Genomic DNA, 12,490 nt, shown 5'->3' with positions numbered 1-12,490 from the left:
GTCCCTAAACAGTCTGATCATCTTCAAGTTGCTTTTGCGCTTCTGCGACTAAACTCATAAAGTCTTTGGTGACTTCATCATCGGCGTGATAGCCTTTTTTCTCCCAAATTTGCTGAAATAGTTTTTCGGGTGTTGGTGGCTCTAGGCTAATCGTTTGCTTGCTCTCGGCAGTGCTTTCATTGGAGAGGTATTGTCTGGAAATCCGCACCAGTCGATAACGATCTTTCGGTAAGGCATCTTCAAATTGTTGTCGTAGGTTAGGCTGTGGTGGGGTCGTGGTGTGATATTCGATATCGACATATTCACGATGCTCGAGATTTTCGATCGGTTCATTTGGCAGATTGCGCAGGCGTTGCATGACTGCACTGAGTTCATCTTTAATTTTATGCAGTTGAATACTTCGAGGTATCGGCAAAGTTTCAAAGCTAAACGCGTCTTCATTTTTTTTAGGATCAACGGTCACTTCAACCACTTGATGTTTATAGTTGATTTCACTAAATGACAGAGGAATAGGTGAACCGCTATAACGAATATGTGGATGCTGTACTTTTTGCGGTTTATGCAAATGCCCCAGTGCTACATAATCAATGCTGTCATCGAACAGAGCCGTAGATAGGGCTTCTTCATTACCAATAATAATTGGTCGTTCTGAATCGGAGGTTTCTCCGCCTTGCATATGCGCATGCGACATTAGAATCAGGGCTTGATCATCAGTTTTACGGCGTTTGGCTTCTTCGATCAATTGTTGATGCAAATAAGCAATCGCATTTTGACTGTTGGTGGTGTGTTCATTAAAGCCTGTGATTTCAGCTGATCGTAGAAATGGCAGGGCAATACACCACGCCACAATCTGTTTTTGCTCGTCATAAATTGGCAAAATTAAACGTTCTAGATCGAGGCTTTTATCTTGATTCCAGCGAATCACTCCAACGGTTTTGGCATTGTATTTTTCTAAAAGAGGCTCAACCTGTTCAATGCGATAACCCGAGTCGTGATTGCCTGCAATCATTAAGGTTTGCATGTGTGGGGCAAGCTCATGAGCATCGGCAAGGAACTGATACAGTTGTTTTTGTGCCTGTGAGCTGGGATTAATCACATCAAAAATATCGCCCGCAATCAATAAGGCATGCGGTTGTTTGGCTTTGATCTGCTCAAGTAACCATGCCAGAAATTGTTCATGTTCGTAGTGGCGGGAATGATTATAAAAAAACTGCCCCAAATGCCAATCAGACGTATGAAAAAAACGCACGGTCATAAATGAATCTAAAAATAAAATAAACCCGAATAAGGTAGCACGTATTTAGGGCGAAGGGAGCGTCTTGCTCAGCAGAAAAAGCACTACAAGATGCCGCTTGATCATTTTTAAGCGATGCTCTAGTTTGAGCTCCATAGCATTATTTTAACAATGAGGAATATAGAATGAGCTTAGGTCAAGTAAGCCGCGAAATTATTGATCACATCATGTTGATTGGCTTGGATCGGGTGGCAAAGCGCAATGCTTTCGATAGCCATATGATTCAGGATTTATCCCTTGCTTTAACAGAATATGAAAACAATGCTGAATTGCGTTGCGCCGTGATTTTTGCGCATGGTGATCATTTTACCGCGGGCTTAGATCTGGTGGAATTACAGTCTAAAATTTCACAAGGCATTTTTAATTTTGCAGCGGATCAGGTGAATCCGTGGGGAACAGGTGGTCGGCATCGGACTAAACCAGTCATTGTGGCAGTACAAGGGATCTGCTATACCGCTGGGGTGGAGTTAATGCTGAATGCCGATGTGGTGATTGCCGGTGAAAATACCATCTTTGGTCAGTTGGAAGTATTACGCGGCATCATGCCATTTGGTGGTGCAACTGTTCGTTTCGTGCAGGCTGCAGGTTGGCAAAAAGCGATGCCTTATTTATTAACGGGCAAAACTTTTGATAGTAAAACGGCCTATGAATTGAACCTCGTCTCGGAGGTGGTGGCGTCAGGGCAGCAACTTGAGCGTGCCTTGGAAATTGCTAAAGAAATCTGTGTTTCTGCACCATTGGCTGTACAGGCGTTATTGGCTTCTGCAACAGATGCAGTCGTGGAAGGGCAAACAGTTGCATTTGAAAAAATGAACAATTATTTAATGCCACTGTTTGTATCTGAAGATGCTCAAGAAGGGATTCGCGCGATGTTAGAAAAACGCCCACCGCAGTTTAAGGGGCGGTAATTAATATTTTTAAAATACAGGATGAGTGAGTTGCTCTACTTGATGAGTTTCATGAAACCAAACAAATATGGATTCTGCTAAAACATTTGGCTTGAGCGGATCAGGAAGAAAAATTAAATAATCGCCACAGCCATTTTGAGCAAATGCGATTGCAGATTCAGGAAATCCATCCCATGCCTGTGCGAGTTTAGTTTCTCGAACAATATGATTACATGTCCGCATTTTTCTTTTGGGATTGGATTGATCAAAAAAAGGAAAAATTTGCCAATTATGATCGACGATGAACAATTCACCACCATTTTCCTCAATCATTTTATTTCTAAATGATTGAGGAAATCTCAGCTGTAATTCCAGTTCAGCCGCCATGATATATTCTTCTTCAATCGGAAAAGGCATTGTGATTTTTCAATAAAAAATTAATAATTTTTTTATACTGCTTTTTCATCAATCTGGCAAATCCCAAAGGTATTGTGATCAAGATCCAGGAAATAACCTTGCCAACAACGATTCGGGATGGCGAATTTATCCATCGCTACAATGCCGCCTAAGCTAAGAATTTTAGCTGCTGCAGCATCGAAACTTTCTACTTCGATGCTACAGGTAAAAGCATTGCTGCCACATCCTGTTGGTGGTGTTGCAACGGGACGTTGCAGTAAACCGCCGTAAATCCCCTCTGTGGCAATTCGATAATACTCGATCGGTAAGTCGTGCACTTTTTCAAATTTCCAGCCAAATACTGATTGATAAAAATGAATGTCACGTTGTGGATCTGACGACTGTATTTCAAAATAAATAATACTGTTCATGGCAGCTATCCTTTTGTAGTTATTGTCTAGAAATTATTCTAAATAGATCGGGGAAATTACAGATAACGATTTATGTAAGTAGATTCCTCGGGCCGCGTACTTGATTGAAAGAATGTAATTTAGTCTTGATTAAAGAGATGAAGTTGAAATTGATGAATATCATTAAACTGGTTAATACACCAGAGCTTTTAGCGCAGGCCGCAATGTGGTTTTCAGATAAATGGGAAATCCCTATTGAGGCCTATCGAGACAGCATACAAATCTCAATTGAACAGCCAGGAGAAATTCCACAATGGTATCTGATTCTGAATAAACATCAGCAAATCATTGCAGGGGCTGGAGTGATCGAGAATGATTTTCATGACCGTAACGACCTTAGTCCCAATCTATGTGCGCTATTTGTTGAAGAGGCTTATCGGAAGCAGAATATTGCAAGGGAACTGTTGGACTTCATACGTGCGGAAATGAAAAATTTAGGGTTTGAGAAACTGTATTTGGTCACAGACCTAGATGATTTTTATGAAAAATGCGGTTGGGTATTTTTAACAAGGGTTCAAGATGATGAGGGGGAATTGATGAAAATGTATGTTGCTGATACGTTTTAGCATACAAATTTCAGGCAAATAAAAACCGACGATTCGAGTGATGATAAATCGTCGGTCAAAATCTTTTTCAATGGTTCTGGCTGCTAACACAACCATTGCGAAAGATGGAGAGTCATAATGAAAGGTCACCGAAAACACTGCGGATGCCGTGCAATGTCCAATCGGTTGCTGCGACCTTGTACCCTATATAACGCTGTTGCTTGAGGATTGGTTGACATTAAAATGAAAAAAAAGTGAAAAAAATTTATAATTATTACTTAAGACCAGTCTAATTAGGTTTATCTATATGATTTCATTGCGTTTGTATTATTTCTGGTTTTTCATAATTTGTTTTACTGCGACTTTGTTGGTTGGTGTGCTAGCAGCCATTTTGCCTAATAGTATTGGCGGCGTATTGACTGCTATTCCTTATTTAATTGCCATCATTGTGCTTTTATTTAAATTTTTGAAGAAACAGCGCCGTGCACCCACGCCACAGGAAAGGAAACGTTTAAGTATTGGATTTAGTCTGATCTTTTGGGGATACAACGTCTGTGGCTTATTGTTCGGGCTATTTATTTTTGCACGCAAAGATCCCGAAGTGTGGCAAAACTTCTTGTTATATCTGAAACAACCTGCATTTTTGCTTAGTATTATAGCAATGTGGTTTGTGATAGCCGTGCCACTGTTCTTGATTACCTATTGGTTTTATGGACCGCAAGCACAGCGAATGGCCAATAAAATGTTCAATTAGTTGAACAAAGTTCACTTGTAATTCACTTTCATTCTGCTAAGAGTTAGACATTGATCTGATCAATATCATGCGGGATGAGAGTGCGATGCAAAAACAGACGGTTTTAATCACAGGTGCAAGTGGTTTTATTGGCTCACATTTGTTGCCTTTTTTATTAGAACAACACTATCAAATCATTGCACTGACCCGACAGCCAAATCGGGTTTCTCAGCATTCAGCGCTACGTTGGGTGAATGATCTTGATCAAATTGCAACGCAACAGATTGATTATGTGATTAATCTGGCTGGTGAAAATATTGGTGCAAAACGCTGGACGGAACAGCGTAAACAGCAATTAATACACAGCCGTGTTACGGTGACAGAACAACTATATCAATGGCTGGAACATCGGCAAATTGTTCCCAAATGCATTATTTCTGGCTCTGCGATTGGTTATTACGGTATTGATCCACAAGAGCAATGGAAACTTGTTTGTGATGAAAATACGCCACCACAAGCGATTTTTATGTCCGAACTTTGCCAAAAATGGGAACAGACCGCTTTAAAATTTAGTCAACAAAATACCAAGATCATTCGTTTAGGTGTAGTTTTTGGACGGGGCGGGATTTTGCCACAAATGCTGTTACCGATTCGACTGAATACCATTGCACAAATTGGTTCAGGACAGCAACCAGTCGTGTGGATTCATATCCAAGATGTACTGAATGCCATGGTTTTTCTGTTGCAATCTAATCACAGTCAAAAGGCGTATAATCTTGTCGCCCCAGAACAAATCAATCAAAAGCAGTTCGTTCAAATGGCTGCTCAGATGTTAAGACGTAAACCTTTTATACCAATGCCTAAGTGTGTGTTTAAATCGGTGCTTGGTGAACAATCGCAGCTTATTTTGAATGGTCAGTATGTGGCACCTACGGCGTTGTTAGAACAGGGCTTCCAATTTCAATATCCAGATTTGAATGTGGCATTAACTGAAATTTTAGCAGGAAATTAAATCCTGTCGCTTTAAGCGCAGAGGTGAATAGGCTAGGGGATCAACCAGTGGGTCTTGCTTCAAAATGAGCTGACGTAGTAGACGCGCTGAGCCTGATCCCATACACAGGCCATTGCGGAAATGCCCAAAGTTAGCCCAAAGATTTTCCAAGTCTGGCATGAGGCCGATATAGGGAATACCCTGTGGGGAACTTGGACGTAAACCTGCCCAGCGTTTTACAATCGGGAATTGCGCTAACTCAGGCACCATCTCTAAGCAGGCAGTGAGGATATCTTGCTGGGTATGTTCATCCACCGCAGTACTAAAGCCAGTCTCTGCCATGCTTGAACCACAGACAATGTGACCATCTTGACGTGGAATCAGATACATCACCCGATTCATGCACATGGTTGGCAGCCAGTTTTCAGGGGTTTTAAATAACAGCATTTGCCCTTGCACGGGATATACCGGGATATTGCGTTGAAGCTGCTGTTGCCATTGCTGACTCCATGCCCCAGACGTAATCACCATATGATCTGCAGTAAATTTCCGACTATCTTCGGTTTCAATCCATTGAACTTTTTTATTTTGAATCATCAGTTTTTCAACAGGGCAATGCTCAAAGAAACGTACCGCAGCGTGTTGTTTTAAATAGCAAATTAACGATTGTAATAAACGTGGATTACGGACATTGGACAGGTATGGGAAATACATTGCGTGTTGGAATTGTGCTGAAATATATGGGTTGACGCGCTGTAGTTGAGAACGATTGAGCAGTTCACTGTGTTGCATCGGTTCTTGATATCGAGTGGCGTAATTCAAGCCAATTTCAAAATCGTCCTGATCGAAAATTAGCATGCCTGTATCGTGGATTTGAAAATCAATATCCGTAACAGGCAGCAGTTTTTCATTCCATACTTGGTAGAGGGGCTTGCCATATTGCGCCAGTTGATTGACTTCGGGCGCATAACGCCAAGGATACATCGGCGAGAGGATACCTCCACCTGCCCATGAGGCGGCTTGACCTGCTTGTTGTTGGTCAAAAATATCGACAGAGCAGCCTTGTTCAGCAAGTTCCAATGCTGACATTAAGCCACTAATACCCGCACCAATGATGGCAATATGCATAACTTTAATTTAAGTGGTTTCTAAGATAAAACGTATCTTGAAATTTGCTACACGGAAGACGTCATTCGCAACCTGCGTGATATACGCTAAGAGAAGCCCTGTTATACATCCTCAATATTAGAAAAATGTAAGAAGTGAACAGGTTTTGCGAATGACAATGGTTTTGCCTACTTTTCCCGAAAGAAAAGTAGGTCGAGCCGAAGGCTAATCCAGAAAAAGGATGAGAGCTCAACAAGACTCTGGAGTAGATACTATCATTTTCGGATAGATGAAATATAACTTCTATTTCATCTCTTTTAATTTACGGGCTGCATCTTCAGCAAAATAGGTCCAGATCCCATCTGCACCTGCACGACGGCAACACAATAATGATTCTAAGATCACGCTGTCAGATAACCAGCCATTTTGAATTGCACCGGCAAGCATGGCATATTCGCCGCTGACCTGATAGATAAAGGTAGGTACGCCAAAAGTATCTTTGACTTCACGCACTACATCCAGATAAGGCATACCTGGTTTAACAATCACCATATCCGCACCTTCTTGTAGATCCAGTGCAATCTCATGCAAGGCTTCAGCACGGTTCCCCACATCCATTTGGTAATTATATTTATTACCGCCTTTCAAGTTGCTGGCAGAACCGACTGCATCTCTGAAAGGACCATAGAAGCTAGAAGCATATTTGGCTGAATAGGCCATGATGTTGGTGTAGATAAAATCATTTTGTTCAAGTGCTTGGCGAATCGCACCGATACGGCCATCCATCATGTCACTTGGTGCAATCACATCGGCACCTGCCGCAGCATGGCTCAGCGCCTGTTTTACTAAGCATTCAACGGTTTCGTCATTGAGTACATAACCCGTGTCATCAATAATACCGTCTTGACCATGAGTGGTATAAGGATCAAGTGCACCATCGGTAATCAAGACCATCTCTGGTAATTCTTTTTTAAGGAGGCGGCAAGTGGTTTGTACCAAGCCATCTTCATGCCAAGCGGCTTCTGCAGTTAAGCTCTTATCTTGTTGAGGGGTGACTGGGAATAAAGCCAGTTTTGAAACCCCGAGTTCAAGCAGGTTTTCTGCTTTTTTTAATAATAAATCAGCGGACAAACGTTGCACATTGGGCATGCTTGGAATGTCTTGGGTCTGTTGTTGTCCTGGTAATACAAACACTGGATAAATCAAATGATCCGTTGTCAGATGTGTTTCGCTGACCATGGCACGTAGTTGGTCATTTTTACGGATACGGCGCATGCGAGTCGCAGGAAAAGCTGGACGATTGAACGTATAAGTCATAACAATCTCGATGTTCAGTATTACACTATAGGAATAATTGAGTGATTCAGCCATGCTAGGGGAGAGTTCAGCGACATCACTCAATTACAAACCCCGCTATTGTAGCCCCATATTTTTAGATTTGTGCAAAAGAATGGAAAGTTATTCTCTCCATTGAGTGTAGGCCGCGTATGAATGATGTAAAGAGAAACTGGACTGGGAATATTCAGTTAGGTGCCAAGGCAGACCACCAAGTGGTCTCGAAGCAATTATGTAAGGCATTCAATGCCTGTCCGTTTTTTAAATATTGCGGCATGGTGATGCGGGTGGTCGATGGCCAGATTGAAGCCTATGTGGAGATGCAAACAGAACTGGTGGGTAATGTGGCATTTCAGATTTTACATGGGGGTGTCGCCGCCACGATTCTGGACAGTATTGGGGGGGTTGCGGCAATGGAGCAACTCTATCTCCGTGCCACGCCAGAAGATCTGCCTGATACCATCAAGAAAGTATCCCGTTTGGCCACTGTAGACATGCGTGTCGATTATCTGGCCCCTGGGCGTGGAAAATACTTCATTGCCCGTGCTGAAACGCTACGTTTAGGGCGTAAAGGTTGTACCATGCGCATGACCATGGTCAATGATGAAGATAAGCCTATTGCGACAGCAATTGCCTCTTATGCTTACTAAAAAGTGTTGAACACTTAAGCTGTTTTTTAGCATGGACTTCTGTCTTTCATTCAACTTCCTTTTTCCGCATTGATAACGTATTTCTATCCTAAGGAATACGTGATTCAGCAAGAAAAAGGAGCTGTTGTACCTCATCTGAAGCATCATTTTGATTTGCTTAAACATATTCGAGCAGCATGGATAAGCAGGCGCAAGAGCAGCAGTCATGGTCACGTTCTGTTAGTCATGAACTCATCACTGTAGCCCTTCAGGGCGATTGGGAAGTGCATATTATCCCAAGACCATTAGCCAAAGCATGGCTCGGTGAGATTGTCGGGAAAAATATTTTGTGTTTAGCCTCTGCAGGTGGTCAACAAGCACCTGTGTTGGCGGCTGCGGGTGCGAATGTCACGGTGTTTGATCTTTCCGATCAGCAACTACAGCAAGATCGCATGGTGGCTGAGCGGGAAGGACTGCATCTCAAGACTGTACAGGGAAATATGTGTGATTTGCATGCCTTTCACAATGCTGAATTTGACCTGATCATCCAACCCATTTCAAACCTCTAGGTTGCGGATATTCAAGCGGTCTGGAAGATGTGTTCTCGAGTCTTAAAAAACCTCAAGGGATTCTGATCGCCAGTTTTATAATCCTGTGGTTTTTATTTCAGATCGTAATCCTGAATATGCCAAGCAGGGACTGATTCATCCGATGTATACCTTGCCTTATTCAGATCTTCAGGATCTAAGTGCGGACGCGCTCAATGCCAAGTTACAAAGAGGAGAAGTAGTGGTATTTGGGCATAGCTTCATTGATTTAATTCAGCGGCAACTGGCTGCAGGCTTTCTGCTTCAGAGCTTTTATGAAGATGATCAATTGTAGCCACGTTTTTGAGTAGATCGATTTATGCCAACGTTTTTGGCAACACGCGCGATTAAACTTTAAACCAAGAGCTGATTGGGGGGATTTGGAAAGACTTGTATCGTGAGTCTACTTAAAAAATATCATTAATTAATAATTGAACGCATCAGTTATTTTTTTATTCTCGTATTATGATTTTTTATCGTTAAAATGCCCAATAATATTTTGCTGCCGTTTTGCACTTTGGGTTTTAACATTCAGTTAAGTTTTTTTAAATAAACTGATCGGCTGATTAAACCAAAAGTTAAAAAGTCTCTTTAATTTTCAGGAATAACCTATGACCGACGCCCAAGCCAAGCCTCAGGATGTTGCTTCAGACTCGGCATCAGATGATGCAATGAAAGCAAAACGTAAAAAGTTTCTCGGATTTTTCGCACTCATTCTTATTCTTGCTGCAATCCTGTACGGTATTTGGGCACTGTTCTTTAACCATTCAGTTAGTACCGACAACGCCTATGTCGGCGCAGAAACCGCACAGATTACCTCGATGGTCAGTGGGCAGGTGACCGATGTATTGGTGAAAGAGACGCAACAGGTTAAACAGGGTGATGTGTTGGTGCGTATTGATGAGCGTGATGCCAAGATTCAATTGGCACAGGCGCAGGCGGAACTTGCCAAGGCGCAGCGTCAATATAAACAAAGTCAGGCCAATAGCAGTTCTTTGAACTCTCAAGTGGTGGTGCGTAATGATGAAATCACCAGTGCACAAGCACAAGTGAGCAAGGCGCAAGCAGACTACGATCGTGCTGCACTGGAATTGAATCGTCGTAATGAGCTGGCTGCATCTGGCGCGATTTCTAAAGAAGAATTGAGTAAGGCACAAAGTGCGGTTTCTACGGCAAAAGCCAGTCTGGAATTAGCTCAGGCTGGTTTGGCGCAAGCCTCTTCGAGCCGTAAAGCTGCGGAAAGTACATTGGCTGCCAACGATGCCTTGATCCAAGGTTTGAATGAAGCATCGACTCCTGATGTATTGGTGGCGAAAGCACATGTGGAACAAGCTACACTGGATCTAGAACGTACGGTAATTCGAGCACCTATCGATGGCGTGATCGCACGCCGTAATATCCAGATTGGACAACGCGTTGCACCGGGTACGGTAATGATGTCGGTAGTCCCAGTGTCTGCACTGTATGTCGATGCCAACTATAAAGAAAGCCAATTGGCGAAAGTCAAAGCCGGACAGAAAGTCACTTTACGTTCTGACTTGTATGGTGATGATGTGGTCTATCATGGCGTAGTACAAGGTTTTTCTGGTGGTACGGGGGCTGCTTTCGCCTTGATTCCTGCACAAAATGCTACGGGTAACTGGATTAAAGTGGTACAGCGTTTACCTGTACGTATCAGTCTTGATCCGAAAGAACTTGCACAACATCCATTGCGTGTGGGGCTGTCGATGCAAGCGGATATTGATCTCGCATCGAAGTAATTAGCCATGAAAACGCAAAATCCTTTTGCAGAACTTAGTGGTGGGCGTCTACTGCTTGCAGCATTTGTCATCGCCCTTTCCAATTTTATGGTGGTCCTAGATACCACCATTGCCAACGTATCTGTGCCTCATATTACAGGTAACCTCGCAGTTTCCAGTTCACAAGGCACTTGGGTCATTACCTCCTACGCCGTTGCAGAAGCGATTTGTGTGCCATTAACCGGATGGCTTGCAGGACGCTTTGGTACAGTGCGCGTGTTTGTTTTTGGTCTGATTGGTTTTACTATCTTTTCCTTTCTATGTGGTCTTGCCACTTCCTTGGAAATGCTGGTGTTTTTCCGTATCGGACAGGGTCTGTGTGGTGGCCCACTCATGCCACTCAGCCAAACCTTATTGATGCGGATTTTCCCACCTGAAAAGCATGCACAGGCGATGGGTCTCTGGGCGATGACCACGGTGATCGGACCAATTTTAGGTCCAATTCTTGGTGGATTAATCAGTGACAATCTTTCTTGGCACTGGATTTTCTTTATCAATATTCCTGTCGGGATTTTCTGTGCTTTAGCTGCGATACGGTTGTTATCTGTAGCTGAAACCAAAACAGAAAAACTACGAATTGATGCGATTGGTTTGGGGTTGTTGGTGCTCTGGATTGGCGCACTGCAATTGATGCTCGATTTGGGGCATGAACGAGACTGGTTTAACAGCAGCAGTATAATCATGTTGGCTTTAATTGCCGTGGTTGGTTTTATTGTGTTTATGATCTGGGAGCTGACCGAAAAGCATCCCGTGGTGAATTTGCATGTGTTCCGACATCGGGGCTTCGCCGTGTCCGTATTGGCGTTGGCTTTTGGCTTCGGTTCCTTCTTTGGCAGTATTGTACTGATTCCACAGTGGCTACAGATTAATTTAGGCTATACCGCCACATGGGCGGGTTATCTAACTGCAACCATGGGGTTTGGCAGTCTGACCATGTCCCCGATTGTAGCCAAGCTGTCAACCAAATATGACCCGCGTGCATTGGCCAGTTTTGGTTTAGCCTTGCTGGGTGTGGTGACTTTAATGCGCGCTTTTTGGGTGACGGATGCTGACTTTATGTCTTTGGCTTGGCCGCAAATCTTGCAGGGCTTTGCCGTGCCATTCTTCTTTATACCGCTGTCGAATATTGCAATGGGTTCGGTGTTGCCACAGGAAATGGCCTCGGCTGCGGGTTTGATGAACTTCTTGAGAACCATGGCAGGGGCGATTGGTGCGTCGATTGCAGTCACGATTTGGGATGATCATGCCAAAGTGGCGCGTAGTGAAATGGTGAATAATTTACATCCGCAAGAAGTACAAAATACCCTGTTGCAGAATGGATTCTCTTCTGATGCGACACTCGCTATGATTTCGAATCTGGTCGATAAAGAGGCCATTACCATGTCTGCCAATCATGTGTTTATGCTGTTGGCGATTGTGTTTGTATTTGCCAGTGCCTTGATCTGGATGAGTCCAAAGCCGAAAGGCAATACGAGTGGCATGCCAACACACTAGATATTTTGAAGAAAAAAAGCATCTCTTGGGAGGTGCTTTTTTTATGTATAAAAATAGTGTCTTGGCTAGGAATTGTTAGATTTTGCCTGTTTTTATAGCAGAAATACGTGCCAGAATCGGGCTGAAAGTTCAAAAGGACGACATGATCAAACAAGGAGGGACATTGGTGGGCTTAGGATTGAAGGCCCAAAATTATTAGAGATGACTAAAAGTTATTTTTATC

General features: G+C 43.1%; 14 protein-coding genes. 9 read left to right on the top strand and 5 right to left on the bottom strand.

The window, feature by feature from the left end; genetic code table 11:
- Nucleotides 1-4: 4 nt before the first annotated feature.
- Nucleotides 5-1,255, bottom strand: a complete 1,251-nt coding sequence (locus NQU59_RS17370; RefSeq protein WP_257064223.1) for an exonuclease SbcCD subunit D — start codon at nt 1,253-1,255, stop codon at nt 5-7.
- A 164-nt stretch (nt 1,256-1,419) separates the two neighbouring features.
- Here NQU59_RS17370 and NQU59_RS17365 point away from each other — a divergent pair, with 164 nt between their 5' ends.
- Nucleotides 1,420-2,202 (top strand): crotonase/enoyl-CoA hydratase family protein, encoded by a 783-nt coding sequence (locus NQU59_RS17365; RefSeq protein ID WP_257064222.1) that lies wholly within the window; start codon nt 1,420-1,422, stop codon nt 2,200-2,202.
- Nucleotides 2,203-2,211: 9 nt separating this feature from the next.
- On the opposite strand, the gene NQU59_RS17360 is transcribed toward NQU59_RS17365, so the two are convergent.
- Both NQU59_RS17360 and NQU59_RS17355 read right to left on the bottom strand, forming a co-directional pair.
- Nucleotides 2,212-2,598, bottom strand: a complete 387-nt coding sequence (locus tag NQU59_RS17360) for an SMI1/KNR4 family protein (protein WP_257064221.1) — start codon at nt 2,596-2,598, stop codon at nt 2,212-2,214.
- Nucleotides 2,599-2,630: 32 nt separating this feature from the next.
- Nucleotides 2,631-3,008, bottom strand: coding sequence for a VOC family protein (locus NQU59_RS17355; protein WP_257064220.1), 378 nt, complete (start codon nt 3,006-3,008; stop codon nt 2,631-2,633).
- A 152-nt stretch (nt 3,009-3,160) separates the two neighbouring features.
- Between NQU59_RS17355 and NQU59_RS17350 the strand changes: the two genes are divergently transcribed.
- From NQU59_RS17350 to NQU59_RS17340, 3 genes are all read left to right on the top strand, one after another.
- On the top strand, nt 3,161-3,613 hold the full coding sequence (locus NQU59_RS17350) for a GNAT family N-acetyltransferase (RefSeq protein ID WP_257066348.1): 453 nt from the start codon (nt 3,161-3,163) through the stop codon (nt 3,611-3,613).
- 286 nt (nt 3,614-3,899) lie between these two features.
- Entirely contained in the window at nt 3,900-4,346 is a 447-nt protein-coding gene (locus tag NQU59_RS17345; protein ID WP_096911375.1) for an ABZJ_00895 family protein, read from the top strand.
- An 85-nt stretch (nt 4,347-4,431) separates the two neighbouring features.
- A complete protein-coding gene (locus NQU59_RS17340) occupies nt 4,432-5,337 on the top strand; it encodes a TIGR01777 family oxidoreductase (protein ID WP_257064219.1) in 906 nt (301 codons plus the stop codon).
- Here NQU59_RS17340 and thiO read toward each other — a convergent pair.
- Together thiO and hemB are read right to left on the bottom strand one after the other, a co-directional pair.
- On the bottom strand, nt 5,323-6,444 hold the full coding sequence (gene thiO / locus NQU59_RS17335; RefSeq protein WP_257064218.1) for a glycine oxidase ThiO: 1,122 nt from the start codon (nt 6,442-6,444) through the stop codon (nt 5,323-5,325). The two genes, NQU59_RS17340 and thiO, sit on opposite strands and share 15 nt — an antisense overlap.
- Before the next feature lie 282 nt (nt 6,445-6,726).
- Nucleotides 6,727-7,740 (bottom strand): porphobilinogen synthase, encoded by a 1,014-nt coding sequence (hemB, locus tag NQU59_RS17330; RefSeq protein WP_043973068.1) that lies wholly within the window; start codon nt 7,738-7,740, stop codon nt 6,727-6,729.
- A 170-nt stretch (nt 7,741-7,910) separates the two neighbouring features.
- Here hemB and NQU59_RS17325 point away from each other — a divergent pair, with 170 nt between their 5' ends.
- The 5 genes from NQU59_RS17325 to NQU59_RS17305 all read left to right on the top strand — a co-directional run bounded on the left by NQU59_RS17325 (nt 7,911) and on the right by NQU59_RS17305 (nt 12,267).
- Nucleotides 7,911-8,408, top strand: coding sequence for a thioesterase family protein (locus tag NQU59_RS17325; protein WP_257064217.1), 498 nt, complete (start codon nt 7,911-7,913; stop codon nt 8,406-8,408).
- A 176-nt stretch (nt 8,409-8,584) separates the two neighbouring features.
- On the top strand, nt 8,585-8,956 hold the full coding sequence (locus tag NQU59_RS17320) for a class I SAM-dependent methyltransferase (protein WP_228267640.1): 372 nt from the start codon (nt 8,585-8,587) through the stop codon (nt 8,954-8,956).
- Between the two features lie 85 nt (nt 8,957-9,041).
- Entirely contained in the window at nt 9,042-9,269 is a 228-nt protein-coding gene (locus NQU59_RS17315; protein WP_257064216.1) for a hypothetical protein, read from the top strand.
- Nucleotides 9,270-9,585: 316 nt separating this feature from the next.
- Nucleotides 9,586-10,734, top strand: coding sequence for an HlyD family efflux transporter periplasmic adaptor subunit (locus NQU59_RS17310; protein WP_005239164.1), 1,149 nt, complete (start codon nt 9,586-9,588; stop codon nt 10,732-10,734).
- Between the two features lie 6 nt (nt 10,735-10,740).
- Complete coding sequence (locus NQU59_RS17305) at nt 10,741-12,267, top strand: DHA2 family efflux MFS transporter permease subunit (RefSeq protein ID WP_257064215.1); 1,527 nt, start codon at nt 10,741-10,743, stop codon at nt 12,265-12,267.
- The last annotated feature ends 223 nt before the right edge of the window (nt 12,268-12,490 follow it).

The organism is Acinetobacter colistiniresistens, assembly GCF_024582815.1.
Lineage (GTDB): Bacteria > Pseudomonadota > Gammaproteobacteria > Pseudomonadales > Moraxellaceae > Acinetobacter.
This window is presented reverse-complemented; position numbering and strand designations above follow the sequence as displayed.

Coding starts and splice junctions, on each gene's coding strand:
- NQU59_RS17320 (WP_228267640.1), top strand. CDS start 8,585: ATGGATAAGCAGGCGCAAGAGCAGCAGTCATGGTCACGTTCTGTTAGT.
- NQU59_RS17310 (WP_005239164.1), top strand. CDS start 9,586: ATGACCGACGCCCAAGCCAAGCCTCAGGATGTTGCTTCAGACTCGGCA.
- thiO (WP_257064218.1), bottom strand. CDS start 6,444: ATGCATATTGCCATCATTGGTGCGGGTATTAGTGGCTTAATGTCAGCA.
- NQU59_RS17360 (WP_257064221.1), bottom strand. CDS start 2,598: ATGCCTTTTCCGATTGAAGAAGAATATATCATGGCGGCTGAACTGGAA.
- NQU59_RS17370 (WP_257064223.1), bottom strand. CDS start 1,255: ATGACCGTGCGTTTTTTTCATACGTCTGATTGGCATTTGGGGCAGTTT.
- NQU59_RS17355 (WP_257064220.1), bottom strand. CDS start 3,008: ATGAACAGTATTATTTATTTTGAAATACAGTCGTCAGATCCACAACGT.
- NQU59_RS17340 (WP_257064219.1), top strand. CDS start 4,432: ATGCAAAAACAGACGGTTTTAATCACAGGTGCAAGTGGTTTTATTGGC.
- NQU59_RS17365 (WP_257064222.1), top strand. CDS start 1,420: ATGAGCTTAGGTCAAGTAAGCCGCGAAATTATTGATCACATCATGTTG.
- NQU59_RS17350 (WP_257066348.1), top strand. CDS start 3,161: ATGAATATCATTAAACTGGTTAATACACCAGAGCTTTTAGCGCAGGCC.
- hemB (WP_043973068.1), bottom strand. CDS start 7,740: ATGACTTATACGTTCAATCGTCCAGCTTTTCCTGCGACTCGCATGCGC.
- NQU59_RS17345 (WP_096911375.1), top strand. CDS start 3,900: ATGATTTCATTGCGTTTGTATTATTTCTGGTTTTTCATAATTTGTTTT.
- NQU59_RS17325 (WP_257064217.1), top strand. CDS start 7,911: ATGAATGATGTAAAGAGAAACTGGACTGGGAATATTCAGTTAGGTGCC.
- NQU59_RS17305 (WP_257064215.1), top strand. CDS start 10,741: ATGAAAACGCAAAATCCTTTTGCAGAACTTAGTGGTGGGCGTCTACTG.